Source organism: Variovorax sp. GW823-FHT02B07, assembly GCF_058797695.1.
Window position 1 is genome coordinate 335,441 of sequence record NZ_JBXAJX010000002.1, and the last position, 14,033, is coordinate 349,473.

Sequence of the window (14,033 nt, forward strand, 5' to 3'; positions counted from 1 at the left end):
ATGACAGACAGACTCACCCCCCTCGACGTGATGCGCGACGCACCCGTCATTCCGGTCATCGTGCTGAACGACGTGAAAGACGCCGTGCCCCTGGCGCGCGCGCTGGTCGCAGGCGGCATCCGCATGCTCGAAGTCACGCTGCGCACGCCGCAGGCGCTGCAGTGCATCGAGGCCATCACCAAGGAAGTGCCCGAAGCCGTCGCCGGCGCGGGCACCATCCGCAGCGCGGCCGACGCACAGGCCTCGGCGCTGGCCGGCGCCAAGTTCGGCGTGAGCCCGGGCTACACGCGCGCGGTCGGCAAGGCCTGCCACGACCTCGGCCTGCCGCTGCTGCCCGGCGTGGCCACCGGCAGCGAGATCATGACGGCGCAGGAAGACGGCTACACCCAGCTGAAGTTCTTCCCCGCGCTGCAGGCCGGCGGCCTGCCGATGCTCAAGGCCTGGCAGGGCCCGTTCGGCGACGTCACCTTCTGCCCCACGGGCGGCATCCATGCGGGCAACGCGGCCGAGTTCCTCGCGCTGTCGAACGTGGCCTGCGTGGGCGGTTCGTGGATCGTGCCGACCGACGCCATCCGCGACGGCGACTGGACCCGCATCGAGCAACTGGCGCGCGCCGCGAGCCAGCTGCCCCGCTGAGCATGTCGGCCGATTTCGACGCGGGCGACCTCAAGGTCATCGCGTTCGACGTGTTCGGCACGGTGGTCGACTGGCACAGCGGCATCGCGGCCGAGGTCGAGCGCGTACTGCCCGGCGTGGACGGCGCGGCCTTTGCGCTGGCCTGGCGCGCCGGCTACCAGCCCGCCATGAAGGCCGTGATGGAACGCATCGCGGCCGGCGAGGGGGGCTTCACGCTGCTCGACGAGCTGCACCTGAGCATGCTCGAGCAGGTGCTGCACGACTTCAGCTTGGCCGACCACCTCGACAGCGCCGCCAAGCGCGACCTGAGCCGCGCCTGGCATCGCCTGCCGGCCTGGCCCGATGCGGTCGAGGGGCTCACGCGGCTGAAGAAGAAGTTCACCATCTGCACGCTCTCCAACGGCAACATCGGCCTGCTCACCGAGATGGCCAAGCGCGCCGGCCTGCCCTGGGACTGCGTGCTGTCGGCCGAAGTGTTCAAGGCCTACAAGCCCGACCCGCGCACCTACCTCGGCGTGGCGGGCGTGTTCGACGCGACGCCCGGGCAGGTCATGCTCGCCGCCGCGCACCACGACGACCTGGCGGCCGCGCGCGTGTGCGGCCTGAAGACGGCGTACATCGAGCGGCCCCACGAGTTCGGCCGCAACCAGCCGAAGGACGTGTCGCCGCAGCCGGACAACAACCTGCATGTGCGCGACATCGTCGCGCTGGCCGACCGGCTGGGCTGCTGATCGATCAGTCCGTGATGAGTTTTTCCACCGTGCGCAGGTTGCGCGTGGTGGTGCTCGATTTGTAGCGGGTCTTCGCCAGCAGCTTCGCGACCGGCGTCTCCAGGCTTTCGCCGCGCGGGCACTGCCAGTACAGCACGCCATCGCCGCGCACCAGCTGCTCGACCTTGGCATCGACCGTGCCGGCCTTGTCCATGATCTCGTCGAGCATCGCGGCGTCGGAGCCGAACACGAGGTACGGATGGTGCGTGTCGTCGATGCGTTCGAATGGGTAGCCCGCCGCCATGTCGGCCACCTGCCGCTGCGTGAGCAGCACGATCCACGCCTCGTAGCCGAAGCACTGGCGCAGCGCTTTCTCGATGCGTGTTCGCAGCGCGGCGGCATCGGGCGCGTCGGTGTCGAACAGCACGTTGCCGCTGGCGAGCACCGTGCGCACCGCGCCGAAGCCGAGTTCGTCGACGAACAGCGCCTTCAGGTCGGCGCTCTTGATCGTGATGCCGTTGACGTTCACGCCGCGCAGCAGGGCGACGTAGCGCGTCAGCGGCGCGTCCTTCTTCTTTGTCTTCGGGCTTGCCATGGCGTGGGGGTGCGGCCCGAAACGGCTCAGCGCAGGCCGCCGCCCGCAGCGTTCTCGTTGCGCTGGATGAGCTCGATCTTGTAGCCGTCGGGGTCCGTCACGAAGGCGATGACCGTCGTGCCGCCCTTGACCGGGCCGGCCTCACGCGTCACGTTGCCGCCGGCGGCCTTGATCTTCTCGCAGGCCGCGTAGGCGTCGGGCACGCCGAGCGCGATGTGGCCGTAGGCGGTGCCGAGCTCGTAACTCTCGGTGCCCCAGTTGTAGGTGAGTTCGATCTCGGCCTGGTCGGGGTTGCCGTTGCCGTAGCCGACGAACGCGAGGCTGTACTTGTATTCGGGGTTTTCCGACGTGCGCAGCAGCGTCATGCCGAGCACCTGCGTGTAGAAGTCGATGGAGCGCTGGAGATTGCCAACGCGCAGCATGGTGTGGAGAAGTCGCATCTCGTGGGTCTGTCGTTATGGGGGGAGGGGGCTATTGTCGCCCTCTGCTCTTGGCGATCAAGCGGCCAGCGTCAGCAGGTGCGCCTGGTACTTCTTCAGGAAATCCATCAGGTGCCGCGGGTACTCGGGCACCACCGCCGCGCGCACGCTGGGCCGCGCCGCCAGCGCATGGCGCCAGGCATTCACCTTGGGCAGCGCGTCGAACAGGTGCGAATCGCTGATCGCATCGAACACCTCGAAGTAGCGGAACACCGGTGCGAACACTGCGTCGACGAGGCTGAAGGCTTCGCCCGCGAAATAGGGGCCTTGCGCCAGTGCGGCCTCGACGCGTTCGAACCTGGCGGCCAGTGCCTCGCGCTTCTGCGCGAACACGGCGGCGTCCTGCGTGGTCTCGTAGCCCCACAGGTCGACGAGGATGGCCGAGCCGAACTCCATCCATGCACGGTGCTGTGCACGTGCGAGCGGGTCTTCGGGGTGCAGGCGGGCGCCGGGTTGCGTCTCTTCGAGGTACTCGCAGATCACGTTGCTCTCGAACAGCACGGCCTCGGTGCCATCGGGGCGCTGCACCTTCAGCAGCGGCACCTTGCCCAGCGGCGAGATGTCGAGAAACCATTGGGGCTTGTTCGCGAGATCGATCACGACGCGCTCGAAGGGCACGTTCTTCTCGTGCAGCGCGATCGCGGCGCGTTGCACGTAGGGGCACAGCAGGTGGCTGACGAGGGTGAGGGCCTGGGTCATGGGGCGTTCCGTCTTCGAAGAAATGGGTGGTCGGATCGCCGCGATTCTTGCGGTCCTGAACAACCTTTTCTGGAAAAGCCCATTCGGGCGCCGCCCGGTTGCTACGGCTTGGGAAAAAGGTACGCGCCGGCCGCAGGCTTGAGAAGGGGCTTGAGTTCGGTGAACGGCAGCGCCACCGTGGTGCCGAGGCAGGCGCCGAGCGCATGCGGCACGCCGCTGACCGCGACGGCCAACGCATCGCGCCCGTGGGTGCGCTCGAAATGCAATGCCAGGTACTGGGGCCACACCTCGTCGCAACCCGTGTAGTGCTGCGGGTCTGCGGCGGCTGCGGATTCGGGCCCGCGTCCCTGTGCCTTCAGCTTCTTCCCGATCAGCGCCATGAGCGTCTGGCTCGGCACGAACCCGTCCGGCGTCCTGGTGAACGCGCGGAACAGGCGTTCGAAGTCGAGGTACTCGCCGCGGACCAGGTCGAGCGTGTAGGGCGCGTAGTGGTTGTGGGGATGGGCGCCGCCGCAGTCGGTGCTCCCCGATTCGACGACGCTCATCAGCGTCGGGCTGAGAAAGGTGACGCGCACCGATTCCGCGTCGTAGTTTCCCAGCGAGCCGGCCGCCGGGTGCGTCTCGGTGTAAAGGGTGGCCTTGCATTCGAGCGCGGCGAGGTTGAGTTGCCCATGCCTGCGCGCGAGGATGGCGTTGACTTTCTCGACCATGCGCGCATCCGGGTGCCGGGTGAGCCGCGGATAGGAAAAGCGCGTGCGCGGATCGATGACCATGCGCCATGCCACCGCTCCGCTGACGTGCTCCGCGCCTTGCTTGAGCGATGTCTGCAGCTTCAGGTGGTCGTAGGGCGCCGTCTCGATGGAGATCGGCGCGTCCGAAGCCGCGCCGATGGTGTTGCCTGGCGGGATGGCGCGCGTCACTGGTGCGGTTGCGCCGGGATTCTGGTCCGGGTCGTACTGGCGAACTTGCCGAAGCCCGAACGCGACGTTCTGCTTGCCAGGGCCATCGCTCCAGCTTCCGGCAAAGGTGCCGTTGATCACCTGGCCGCGCCACGTCGGACCCGGCTGTCGGGTCTGCGCGTCTTCGAACAACGGCGTGTTGCCGCCTTGTGCCGCGCGGTACATCGCCTCGCCCTGGATCGGGAGGGCTTCCACGAGCTTCGTCATCCGCCCGGAGAGTGGAATGTCGACACCGTGGCGGCGATAGAAATACCGCCCGCCGCCGGAGGCATTCACTTCGAGCACGACCTCGCTGGTGCCGAGGGTGCCTTGGTAGACCGTACGGACTTCTGCCAGGGCCGGCATCGCAGACCCGAGCAACGTCGCCCAGGCGAGGAAGAGTCGGGTCGCGTTGCGCATCGTGGGGCCTTCCGTTAGGAGACCGTCTCCAGCCAGTGCGTGATCCGCCCGTTGTGCATCACGCCGATGCGGTCGGCCATCGCATGCGCCTCGGCCTCGTTGTGCGTGACCAGGATCGCGGTCTGCCCGGCCTTCTTCAGGATGCCGCGCACCTCGGCGGTCAGGCGCTCGCGCGTGCCGCCGTCGAGGTTGGAAAACGGCTCGTCCAGCAACAGCAGGGCGGGCGAGGGCGCCAGCGCGCGGGCCAGTGCGATGCGTTGCTGCTGGCCACCCGACAGCTCGTGCGGGTAGCGCTCGCCGGCCTCGGCCAGGCCGACCAGCGCGAGCATCTCGGTCACGCGTGCCTGCTGCGCCGCGCGGCCCAGGCGGCGCAGGCCGAAGGCCACGTTCCTGGCGGCCGACAGGTGCGGGAACAGCGCGTACTCCTGGAACATCATGCCCACGCGCCGCTGCTCGGGCGGCAGGTGCTTCTGCGGAGACGACAGCAGCGTGTCGCCGAGGCGGATGGTGCCGGCGCGCACAGGCTCGAAGCCAGCGATGGCGCGCAGCACCGTGGTCTTGCCGCAGCCCGAGGGGCCGAACAGGCAGGCGATCTCGCCCGCGGCCAGGTCCAGCGAGAAGCCGTCGACCACCGTGTGCGGGCCGCGCGGCGTGTCGTACGCGAGCTGGAGCGAGTCGAGATGAAGCGGGGAACTCATGCGGGGTCCGTATCGGGAGGCGTCACCGCCGGTGTCGTGCCGAGCTGGTTGCGCGCCAGCAGCACCACCGGCAGCAGGCCGGCGACCACGATGGCCAGCGCGGCGATCGCGCCTTCCTCGTAGGTGCCGCGCGCGGCCTCGGCGTAGAGCCAGGTGGCGAGGGTGTCGAAGTTGGCCGGGCGTAGCAGCAGCGTGGCCGGCAGCTCCTTCATGGCGTCGACGAAGACCAGCAGCGCGCCCGCCGCGATGGCGGGCTGCAGCAGCGGAAGGTGCACGCGGCGCAGCGTGCCGCCGGTGGTTTCGCCGAGCAGGCGCGAGGCCTGCTCGATGGCCGGCGGAATGCGTGCCAGCCCGGCTTCGATGCCACCCACGGGCATCGCAAGGAAACGGATGGCGCAGGCCATGACCAGCACGATGCCCGCGCCCATCAGCGGCAGACCTTGCCAGCCCATCGCGCCGGCCAGCGCCGCGTCGAAGGCCAGCGCCGGCGTCAGCAGGCCGATGGCGAGCACCGTGCCCGGCACTGCGTAGCCCAGCGTGGCCACGCGCGCCTGCCAGCGGTCGCGGTTGAGGCTCGTGCCCTGGCTGCGCGAGGCCCAGGCCACGACCAGCCCCGCCGCCACGGCCACCACCGTCACGCCGGCCGCCAGTGCCAGCGTGTTGCCCAGGCTGGCCACGAGGCCCTGCGAAATGCCGCCGCCCTGGTGCAGCCGCTTGCCGCTTTCCCAGACCAGGTACAGCGCGGGCGCGACAAAGCCGATCAGCACCGGCAGCGCCGCCGTCGCGGTCGCCGCCCAGGCCGCGCCGCCGTGCAGGCGCCGGGGCTGCACCGCGCGCATGCGCTGCGCGGAGCCGAAGCGCTGGTGCTGGCGGCCGTTGCGTTCGAGCCAGACCAGCGCCACCACCACGAACAGCATCGCGCAGGCGATCTGCGCGGCGCCGGCCAGGTCGGAGCGCGTGATCCAGGTGGTGTAGACCGCCACCGTGAGCGTGTTCACGCCGAGGAATTCGGAGGCGCCGATGTCGTTGAGCGTCTCGAGCAGCGCCAGGCTCAGGCCCACGGCCAGCGCCGGCCGCGCCAGCGGCAAGGCCACGCGAAAGAACGCGCCGCGGCGGCTCTCGCCCAGCGTGCGCGCCGCTTCCAGCAGGTGCGCGGGCTGGGTCATGAACATCGCGCGCGCCGTCATGTAGACGTACGGATAGAGCACGAAGCCCAGCACGAAGATCGCGCCCGGCATCGAGCGCAGGTCGGGCAGGCGGAACTGGCGCGGGCTGTCGAAGCCCAGCATCCAGCGGATCGCGCCCTGCACGGGGCCGATCGGGTGCAGCAGGTCGAGGTAGGCGAAGGCGACGATGTAGGTCGGCATCGCCAGCGGCAGCAGCAGCGCCCAGTTGAGCACGCCGCGGCCGGGGAAGTCATGCGCCGTGACCAGCCAGGCGCAGCCGGTGCCGATCACGAGGACGAGGGTGCCAACGCCCGCAAGCAGCAGCGCCGTGTTGAGCGCCGCCTGCGGCAGCACGTGCGCGAACAGCGGCCCCCAGTGGCCGACGCCCGAGCCGAACGCGAGCCAGGCCAGCGTGAGCACCGGCGCGAGCACGCCGAGTGCGATCAGGAACGACGCGCAGCGCCAGGCCGGGCCCGCGGCGCGCAGGCCCGGCGGCTGGCGCCGCGAAATCAGCATTCAGTCGCCGGCAAGGTGTGCCCGGCCATGCAAGGTCACTGGTCGAAGCCGACCTTGTCGACGAGGGCGCTGGCCTGCTTGCGGTATTTGGCAATCTCGGTCAGCGGCAGCGGATCGACCTTCAGCTCGCCGATGGACTGGCCGATGATCGGGTCGAGGGCCACGCCCTTGCGCACCGGGTACTCGTAGTTGGCGTCGGCGTACAGCGCCTGGGCCGGTTCCGACACCAGGAACTCGAGCAGCTTGACCGCGTTGGCGCGCTGCGGTGCGTTCTTGGCCACGGCCGCGCCGCTGATGTTCACGTGCGTGCCGCCGCTCTTGGCGCTGGCGAAGGTCGGGCGGATCACCTTGATCGCGTCGCCCCACTTGCGCGCGTCGGTGCCTTCCTTGGCGCTCTTCATCTGGCCCACGTAGTACGAGTTGGCCACGCCGATGTCGCAGATGCCGCCGAGGATGTCGCGCGCCACGTCGCGGTCGCCGCCGGTGGCCTTGCGCGCCAGGTTGCCCTTGACGCCGCGCAGCCACTGCTCGGTCTTGGCCTCGCCGTCGTGCGCGATCATCGCGGCCACCAGGGCCGTGTTGTAGGGGTGCTGGCCGGCGCGGATGCAGACCTTGCCCTTGTACTTCGGGTTGGCCAGGTCTTCGTAGCGGAAACTGGTCAGCGGCTGGTTCTTGTCGGCGTACAGCACGCGTGCGCGCAGCGAGAGCGCGAACCATTGGCCGTCGGCGCCGCGCAGGTTGGCCGGAATGGCCGACTCGAGCGCGGCCGACTTCACCGGCTGCGTCACGCCGCCTTCGACGAGGTCGACGAGGTTGCCGATGTCCACTGTCATCAGCACGTCGGCCGGCGAGCGCGCGCCTTCGGCCTTCACGCGTTCCAGCAGGCCGTCCTTCACGAACACCGTGTTGACCTTGATCTTGCTTTGCGCACTGAACGCCGAGATCAGCGGCTGGATCAGCGCCGGCTCGCGCGTCGTGTAGAGCGTGAGCTCGTCATTGGCGGCGTGCGCGGGCAGGGCGGAGAGGGCGAGCCAGGCGGCGGAAACGCCGAGGAGGGCGTGCGCCACGCGGCCCTGGGGGCCGGAACGGTCGGTCATGAAGGATCCTCCAGGTGCGGTGAGGTGTTCTAGGAAAGGCATCGGCGACGACGGAGCCTGTCGCTGATGCGAACAATTATCACTGACAGGGAGGAGCGGGTTTTCCTTTTGGCTTACAGCTTGAGGGCCTACTTGAAACGCCTCACCGCCCCGCAGGCACCTCGAACACCAGGCACGTCGTCGTCGCATGCGCGTACAGCGTGCCGTCCGCCCCGACCAGCCGAGCCTCTGCCGTGGCGAGCTGCTTGCCGCAGTGGATCACCTTGCCCTCGGCGCGCACGCGCTGCACCTTCGGCGTGAGGCCCTTGACGTAATTCACGCTGAGCTCGGCGGTGGTGTACGCGCGACCGGGCGGCATCATGGTGTGGACCGAGCAGCCCAGAGCGGAGTCGAGCATCGTGGCGACCCAGCCACCATGGATGGTGCCCAGCGGGTTCAGGTGCTGCGGCAGCGGCGTACCCTGGAAGATGGCGATGCCCTTGCTGACCGAGACGATGGTGAAGTCCAGCGTCTTGGCGATGGCGGCGTAGGGAATCTCGCCGTTGAGCATGGCCTGCATGACCTCAAGGCCGGTCTTGCCGGCGACCTGCTCGGGGCGCGCGAGCCCGGGGCCGGGGCCGTTCTCGAGGCGCTCGGCGATCTGCCGCTCTTCGGCGATCCATTCGTCGAGCAGATGGGAGGGGGTGTCGGTGAAAGCTTGCTGCGTCATGCCTGTGTTCCTGCTGGGGGCTTTGCGGGGAGGGGTTGATTGCATATGCAATAGTTGCACATACAATAATACCCCATGGACACACCCACCCAACCCCGCGGCTGCACCAGCTTCAAGACGCGCCAGTTGATGCGCCGCCTGACGCAGCACTACGACGCCGAGGTGTCGCGCAGCGGCCTCAAGACCACGCAGTACTCGCTGCTGTCGCACCTCAAGCGCCTGGGCCCGATGCGCCCGGTCGACCTGGCGGGCGAACTGAAGATGACCGCGTCCACGCTGAGCCGCAACCTGCAGCCGCTGATCACCGCGGGCTGGGTGGCGCAAGTGGCGGGCGCCGATGCGCGCAGCCGGCTGGTGTCGCTCACCGAGGCCGGCGAGGCCAAGTGGCGCGAAGCGCAGCAGCACTGGAAGACGGCGCAACTCAAGCTCAATGCGCTGCTGGGCGTGGAGCGCGTGCTCGCGCTGCATGCGCTCATCGACGAATCGCTCGCGCTGCTGGGCACGGGCGAGCCGGCCGACGTGCAGGACTGACGCTCCCACCCCTTTTCAACGAACACGTTCCGCGCCCCTGTAGCCGCGCGGCCGGATTCCCTGTCTCTTCGTTTCTCCCCCGACCCATTCCAACAGTTCCAGAGGTCCCATGTTCGCCACCCACGTCTCCGCATGGCTGCAGCGCCGCGGCATCCACTACGGCTGGATCGTCGCCGCCGTCACCTTCCTGACCATGCTCACCATGTCGGCCGCGCTCGGCCTGCCGGGCGCGATGATGAAGCCGCTCGGCGAGGAGTTCGGCTGGAGCACCGAGCAGATCTCGTCCGCGCTCGCACTGCGCTTTGCGCTGTTCGGCCTCATGGGCCCGTTCGCCGCGGTGCTGATGGAGCGCTACGGCCTGCGCGCGGTGATGTGCGCCGGCCTCACGCTGGTCGGGCTGGGCATGGCGCTGGTCACCACGGCCTCGCAGCTGTGGCAGCTGTTCGTGCTGTGGAGCCTGATGCTCGGCCTGGGCACCGGCATGACGGCGCTGGTGCTGGGCGCCGTGGTGGCCAACCGATGGTTCGTTGCGCGGCGCGGCCTGGTCGTGGGCATGCTCACGGCCAGCGCGGCCACCGGCCAGCTGGCCTTCCTGCCGCTGGCGGCCTGGATGATCGAGCACTGGGGCTGGCGCTCGGCCATCGTGCCGATCGTGGTCGGCAGCGTGGTGATCGCGCTGCTCGCGCTGTGCCTGGTGCGCAACCGGCCGTCGGACATCGGCCTGCTGCCCTACGGTGAAGCGCCCGGCACGCAGCCGGCGCCGGCACCCGCCTTCACGATGAACTTCGCCACGCCGTTTCGCGTGCTGCGCGAGGTGGCGACCAACCGCACCTTCCTGATCCTGGCCGGCACCTTCTTCATCTGCGGCCTGAGCACCAACGGCCTGGTGCAGACGCACTTCATCTCGCTGTGCGGCGACTACGGCATGAGCGCCGTGCCGGCCGCCTCGGTGCTCGCAATGATGGGCGCCTTCGACTTCGTCGGCACCATCCTGTCGGGCTGGCTCTCCGACCGCTACGACAACCGCAAGCTGCTCTTCTGGTACTACGGCCTGCGCGGGCTGTCGCTGTTCTGGCTGCCGCACTCCGAATTCACGATCTACGGCCTTGGGCTGTTCGCGATGTTCTACGGCCTGGACTGGATCGCCACCGTGCCGCCGACCGTCAAGCTCGCGGGCGCCGCCTTCGGCCCCGCGAAGGTCGGGTTGGTGTTCGGCTGGATCTTCGCGGCCCACCAGCTGGGCGCGGCCACCGCGGCGTATGGCGCGGGCTTTGCGCGCACGCTGCTGCTGACCTACACGCCGGCGCTGTACACGGCCGGCGCGGCCTGCCTGTTCGCGGCGCTGATCGTCATGGCGATCCGCCGTCCCGCCAAGACCGCCACCGCACCGGCCGCAGCCACCACCAGCGCCGCGGCGCGCGCCTGAACGCCGGAGACCCGCATGACCACCCCCCAACAAGCGAACGGCGACCTCGACCCGCGCACGCGCCGCCTGCTCGAGGCGCCCATCATCCCCACGCTGCTGCGGCTGGCCGCGCCCAATGTGCTCGTGATGCTGGCGCAGGCCTCCGTCGGGCTCATCGAGACCTACTTCGTCGGCAAGCTCGGCACCGACGCGCTGGCCGGCATGGCGCTGGTGTTCCCCATCGTCATGCTGATGCAGATGACCTCCAGCGGCGCGATGGGCGGCGGCATCGCCTCGTCGATCGCGCGTGCGCTGGGCGCGCGCCGCCGGGGCGACGCCGACGCGCTGGTGTGGCACGCGGTGGTCATCGCGATCGGCTTCGGCCTGTGCTTCACGCTGGCGCTGCTGCTGGGCGGGCGCTGGCTCTATGGCGTGATGGGCGGCACCGGCGCGGCGCTGGAAGCCGCGCTCACGTACTCGAACTGGGTGTTCGCGGGCGCGGTGCTGGTGTGGCTGTTCAACTCGCTGTCCGCCATCATCCGCGGCACCGGCAACATGGCGGTGCCGGCCAACGTGACGGTGGTGGGCGTGGTGTTCCTCATTCCCGCGTCGCCGCTCCTGATCTTCGGCATCGGGCCGTGGGGCGGCATGGGCATCGCGGGCGGGGCGCTGGCGCTCCTGCTGTACTACCTGCTGGGCTCGCTCGCGCTCATCGCCTACCTGCGCTCGCCGCGCAGCCTGCTGCGGCCCACGCTGGCGGCGTTCCAGATGCGCTGGCCGCTGTTCCGCGACATCCTGCGCATCGGGCTGGTGGGCACGGTGTCGACGGTGGCGACCAACCTGTCGATCGGTATCGCCACCGCACTCACCGGCCATTTCGGCGCGGGCGCGCTCGCCGGCTACGGCACGGCATCGCGGCTCGAGTACCTGCTGGTGCCGCTGGTGTTCGGCCTCGGCGCGCCGCTGGTCGCGATGGTCGGCACCTGCATGGGCGCAGGGCTGCGCGAGCGTGCGCTGCGTGCCACCTGGGCTGGCGCGGCGCTGGCCTTCGGCATGGCCGAGGTCATCGGGCTGGCCGCCGCGCTGTTCCCGCGTCCGTGGCTGATGCTGTTCGGCCACGACCCCGTGATGCTCGAGACCGGCGCACACTACCTGCGCGTGGTGGGGCCGCTGTACGGTTTCTTCGGCGTCGGGCTGGTGCTGTACTTCGCGTCGCAGGGTGCGGGCCGGCTGCTGTGGCCGGTGCTCGGCAACATCGCGCGGCTCGCCGTTGCGGGCACGGGCGGCTGGCTGGCGCTGCGTTGGGGCGGCGGGCTCACCGGCGTGTTCGCGGCGCAGGGCGTGGCGCTGGTGGTGTACGGCATCGTCATCGCCTCGGCCATCGCGGGCGGTGCGTGGTTCGGCCGCGTCGGCTGGCCGCGCACGACCCAAGGGTTGCTGCGCCGCGTGGCGCAGGCCTGAGTGCCCATCGATTTTTTTTCAACGAAAGGCTCGTCATGCAGATCAAGGACTCCGTCGTCTTCATCACCGGTGCCAACCGGGGGCTCGGCCTGGCGTTCGCCAAGGCGGCGCTCGCGGCCGGCGCGCGCAAGGTCTACGGGGCCGCGCGCGACCCCAAGAGCATCACGCTCGCGGGCGTCGTGCCCGTGGCACTCGACGTGACGCAGCCCGCGCAGATCGAAGCCGCGGTGCGTGCCTGCGGCGACGTGACGCTGCTGGTCAACAACGCGGGCATCTCGCGCGGATCGAGCTTCCTGGGGTCGCCCGACGCGGTGGCCGCGGCGCGCGCCGAGTTCGAGACCAACTTCTTCGGCCCCTGGGCGCTCACGCAGGCCTTTGCGCCGGTGCTCGCGTCGAACGGCGGCGGTGCGGTCCTCAACGTGCTGTCGGCCCTGGCCTGGACGACGTTCCCCGGCGTGGCGACCTACAGCGCCACCAAGTCGGCGGCCTGGTCGCTGAGCAACGGATTGCGCAACGAACTGGCGGGACAGGGCACGCAGGTCACGAGCCTGCACGTGGCGCTCATGGACACCGACATGGCGGCGCGCCTGCCTGGCCCCAAGACCTCTCCCGATGACGCCGCGCGCCAGGCGCTGGCGGGCGTGGAAGCGGGGCTGCCCGAGGTGCTGGCCGACGAGGTCACGCGCCAGCTCAAGCGGAGCCTGTCGACCGAGCGGCCCGCGTATGCGAGCCCGCCGGTCTGACGTGCGTCAATAGCGGTAGGGGTTGTTCGGGCGGCGGTCGTAGCGGTTGGGCACACCGTCGCCGTCGTTGTCCCGGCGGCCGTGGCGCCGGCCTTCCCAATCGCGGCGGCCGTGGTCGTAGTAACCATGGCGACGCGGACCGTCGTAGTAGCCCGGGTGGTAGTGGCGCGGGGGCGGCGGCGGGGCGTAGTAGTGATGGCGCGGCGGCGGCGCGGGCGTCACGTACACCTGGGCCTGGATGAACGGGCCGCCGGCCTGGGCATGGGCCGGCGCGGTGAGGGCGGCCAGCGACAGCAGGGCGGCAGCACCGAAGGCGAATGTCAGCTTTTTCATGGCGACTCCTGGGGAGTGATTGCGATGCCTCATCGTCGCGCCATTATGTGAAGTTCTTGTAAGCCGGAAGCGAAATCGCATGAAGAGCTGTAAGCCGCTGCGCTCGCGCTTTTTCAGCGTTGCGGGGTCGGCAGCATGCGTCGCAGGGCTTCGAAGAACAGGTCGGACTGTTCCCGTTCGCCCTGGATCTGCGCCGCCACGTGCGCGGCCAGCTTGGCGTCGACGGGCACCAGCGGGCGCCCGGTCGATTGCGCGATCACCTGGTGCAGGCAGGCGCGCTCCAGGTAGTACAGGTCGTCGTAGGCATGCGCGATGGTGCCGCCCGCCACGATCACGCCGTGGTTCGCGAGAAAGGCCACGTCCTTGCCCGCCATGGCGCGCGCGATGCGCTCACCCTCGGCGTCGTCCAGTGCCAGGCCGTTGTACTCGGCGTCGATGGCGATGCGGTTCATGTAGCGCATGGCGTTCTGGCTGGCGGTCGGGTCGAGTGCGCGATCGACCGTGAGCGACAGCGCCGTCGCGTAGGGCATGTGGCAATGCAGCACCACGGCGTGGCCCGTGAGCCGGTGCACCGCGCCATGGATGAAGAGGGCGGTGGGTTCCACGCGGTGGCGGCCCGCGAGCACTTCGCCGTGCACGTCGATCAGCACGATGTCGTCCGGGCCGATCTCGCTCCAGTGCAACCCGCGCGGGTTGATCAGGTAACGGTCCTGCGCACCCGGCAGCAACACGCTGAAATGGTTGCACACACCTTCGGACAGCCCGTGGTGGGCCGCGGCGCGCAAGGCGAGCGCGAGGTCTTCGCGCAACTGGCGCACGGCGGGGCTGGCGTATTCGGAATCGGCGGACATCGCGGGGGTCTCCTTCTTTCTTGTGGTGGGTGAATCGTTCGTGCCG

Annotated in this window: 15 protein-coding genes and 1 pseudogene; 6 read left to right on the forward strand and 10 right to left on the reverse strand. The window is 69.7% G+C overall.

Annotated elements, in window-relative coordinates; genetic code table 11:
* Both eda and AC1RGU_RS12745 read left to right on the forward strand, forming a co-directional pair.
* Entirely contained in the window at window positions 1-636 is a 636-nt protein-coding gene (gene eda, locus AC1RGU_RS12740) for a bifunctional 4-hydroxy-2-oxoglutarate aldolase/2-dehydro-3-deoxy-phosphogluconate aldolase (protein ID WP_492699299.1), read from the forward strand.
* Between the two features lie 2 nt (window positions 637-638).
* Window positions 639-1,367 carry a haloacid dehalogenase type II gene (locus tag AC1RGU_RS12745; RefSeq protein ID WP_062480144.1) on the forward strand — a complete coding sequence of 243 codons (729 nt, stop codon included), beginning with the start codon at window positions 639-641 and terminating at the stop codon, window positions 1,365-1,367.
* Between the two features lie 4 nt (window positions 1,368-1,371).
* Here the strand turns inward: AC1RGU_RS12745 and AC1RGU_RS12750 are convergent, their stop codons facing one another.
* The 8 genes from AC1RGU_RS12750 to AC1RGU_RS12785 all read right to left on the reverse strand — a co-directional run bounded on the left by AC1RGU_RS12750 (window position 1,372) and on the right by AC1RGU_RS12785 (window position 8,663).
* The gene (locus AC1RGU_RS12750; RefSeq protein ID WP_369646250.1) at window positions 1,372-1,941 is read right to left on the reverse strand and encodes a DUF1697 domain-containing protein; all 570 of its coding nucleotides are present in this window, start codon (window positions 1,939-1,941) and stop codon (window positions 1,372-1,374) included.
* A gap of 26 nt (window positions 1,942-1,967) precedes the next feature.
* Window positions 1,968-2,381, reverse strand: coding sequence for a lactoylglutathione lyase (gene gloA / locus AC1RGU_RS12755; RefSeq protein WP_492699301.1), 414 nt, complete (start codon window positions 2,379-2,381; stop codon window positions 1,968-1,970).
* Between the two features lie 57 nt (window positions 2,382-2,438).
* Window positions 2,439-3,119 carry a glutathione S-transferase family protein gene (locus AC1RGU_RS12760; protein ID WP_492699303.1) on the reverse strand — a complete coding sequence of 227 codons (681 nt, stop codon included), beginning with the start codon at window positions 3,117-3,119 and terminating at the stop codon, window positions 2,439-2,441.
* Window positions 3,120-3,220: 101 nt separating this feature from the next.
* Entirely contained in the window at window positions 3,221-4,477 is a 1,257-nt protein-coding gene (locus tag AC1RGU_RS12765) for a hypothetical protein (RefSeq protein ID WP_492699305.1), read from the reverse strand.
* Window positions 4,478-4,491: 14 nt separating this feature from the next.
* Window positions 4,492-5,175 (reverse strand): ABC transporter ATP-binding protein, encoded by a 684-nt coding sequence (locus AC1RGU_RS12770; protein ID WP_492699307.1) that lies wholly within the window; start codon window positions 5,173-5,175, stop codon window positions 4,492-4,494.
* Window positions 5,172-6,857, reverse strand: coding sequence for an ABC transporter permease (locus AC1RGU_RS12775; RefSeq protein WP_492699309.1), 1,686 nt, complete (start codon window positions 6,855-6,857; stop codon window positions 5,172-5,174). Before AC1RGU_RS12775 ends, AC1RGU_RS12770 begins: the two co-directional genes overlap by 4 nt.
* A gap of 35 nt (window positions 6,858-6,892) precedes the next feature.
* On the reverse strand, window positions 6,893-7,954 hold the full coding sequence (locus AC1RGU_RS12780; RefSeq protein ID WP_159275910.1) for a Fe(3+) ABC transporter substrate-binding protein: 1,062 nt from the start codon (window positions 7,952-7,954) through the stop codon (window positions 6,893-6,895).
* A 142-nt stretch (window positions 7,955-8,096) separates the two neighbouring features.
* A complete protein-coding gene (locus AC1RGU_RS12785; RefSeq protein ID WP_492699311.1) occupies window positions 8,097-8,663 on the reverse strand; it encodes a PaaI family thioesterase in 567 nt (188 codons plus the stop codon).
* A gap of 75 nt (window positions 8,664-8,738) precedes the next feature.
* Between AC1RGU_RS12785 and AC1RGU_RS12790 the strand changes: the two genes are divergently transcribed.
* The 4 genes from AC1RGU_RS12790 to AC1RGU_RS12805 all read left to right on the forward strand — a co-directional run bounded on the left by AC1RGU_RS12790 (window position 8,739) and on the right by AC1RGU_RS12805 (window position 12,803).
* A complete protein-coding gene (locus tag AC1RGU_RS12790; protein WP_492699313.1) occupies window positions 8,739-9,194 on the forward strand; it encodes a MarR family winged helix-turn-helix transcriptional regulator in 456 nt (151 codons plus the stop codon).
* A 109-nt stretch (window positions 9,195-9,303) separates the two neighbouring features.
* Entirely contained in the window at window positions 9,304-10,620 is a 1,317-nt protein-coding gene (locus tag AC1RGU_RS12795) for an MFS transporter (protein ID WP_492699315.1), read from the forward strand.
* Window positions 10,621-10,635: 15 nt separating this feature from the next.
* Window positions 10,636-12,060, forward strand: coding sequence for an MATE family efflux transporter (locus tag AC1RGU_RS12800; RefSeq protein WP_095746256.1), 1,425 nt, complete (start codon window positions 10,636-10,638; stop codon window positions 12,058-12,060).
* 35 nt (window positions 12,061-12,095) lie between these two features.
* Window positions 12,096-12,803: an SDR family oxidoreductase gene (locus tag AC1RGU_RS12805; RefSeq protein ID WP_492699317.1), complete on the forward strand. Its 708-nt coding sequence runs from the start codon at window positions 12,096-12,098 to the stop codon at window positions 12,801-12,803.
* A 6-nt stretch (window positions 12,804-12,809) separates the two neighbouring features.
* Here the strand turns inward: AC1RGU_RS12805 and AC1RGU_RS12810 are convergent, their stop codons facing one another.
* Both AC1RGU_RS12810 and AC1RGU_RS12815 read right to left on the reverse strand, forming a co-directional pair.
* On the reverse strand, window positions 12,810-13,136 hold the full coding sequence (locus AC1RGU_RS12810) for a hypothetical protein (protein WP_095746254.1): 327 nt from the start codon (window positions 13,134-13,136) through the stop codon (window positions 12,810-12,812).
* A 113-nt stretch (window positions 13,137-13,249) separates the two neighbouring features.
* Window positions 13,250-14,002: pseudogene (locus AC1RGU_RS12815) on the reverse strand (aldolase); the annotation flags it as partial.
* Window positions 14,003-14,033: the final 31 nt, after the last annotated feature.

Coding starts and splice junctions, on each gene's coding strand:
- eda (WP_492699299.1), top strand. CDS start 1: ATGACAGACAGACTCACCCCCCTCGACGTGATGCGCGACGCACCCGTC.
- AC1RGU_RS12745 (WP_062480144.1), top strand. CDS start 639: ATGTCGGCCGATTTCGACGCGGGCGACCTCAAGGTCATCGCGTTCGAC.
- AC1RGU_RS12750 (WP_369646250.1), bottom strand. CDS start 1,941: ATGGCAAGCCCGAAGACAAAGAAGAAGGACGCGCCGCTGACGCGCTAC.
- gloA (WP_492699301.1), bottom strand. CDS start 2,381: ATGCGACTTCTCCACACCATGCTGCGCGTTGGCAATCTCCAGCGCTCC.
- AC1RGU_RS12760 (WP_492699303.1), bottom strand. CDS start 3,119: ATGACCCAGGCCCTCACCCTCGTCAGCCACCTGCTGTGCCCCTACGTG.
- AC1RGU_RS12765 (WP_492699305.1), bottom strand. CDS start 4,477: ATGCGCAACGCGACCCGACTCTTCCTCGCCTGGGCGACGTTGCTCGGG.
- AC1RGU_RS12770 (WP_492699307.1), bottom strand. CDS start 5,175: ATGAGTTCCCCGCTTCATCTCGACTCGCTCCAGCTCGCGTACGACACG.
- AC1RGU_RS12775 (WP_492699309.1), bottom strand. CDS start 6,857: ATGCTGATTTCGCGGCGCCAGCCGCCGGGCCTGCGCGCCGCGGGCCCG.
- AC1RGU_RS12780 (WP_159275910.1), bottom strand. CDS start 7,954: ATGACCGACCGTTCCGGCCCCCAGGGCCGCGTGGCGCACGCCCTCCTC.
- AC1RGU_RS12785 (WP_492699311.1), bottom strand. CDS start 8,663: ATGACGCAGCAAGCTTTCACCGACACCCCCTCCCATCTGCTCGACGAA.
- AC1RGU_RS12790 (WP_492699313.1), top strand. CDS start 8,739: ATGGACACACCCACCCAACCCCGCGGCTGCACCAGCTTCAAGACGCGC.
- AC1RGU_RS12795 (WP_492699315.1), top strand. CDS start 9,304: ATGTTCGCCACCCACGTCTCCGCATGGCTGCAGCGCCGCGGCATCCAC.
- AC1RGU_RS12800 (WP_095746256.1), top strand. CDS start 10,636: ATGACCACCCCCCAACAAGCGAACGGCGACCTCGACCCGCGCACGCGC.
- AC1RGU_RS12805 (WP_492699317.1), top strand. CDS start 12,096: ATGCAGATCAAGGACTCCGTCGTCTTCATCACCGGTGCCAACCGGGGG.
- AC1RGU_RS12810 (WP_095746254.1), bottom strand. CDS start 13,136: ATGAAAAAGCTGACATTCGCCTTCGGTGCTGCCGCCCTGCTGTCGCTG.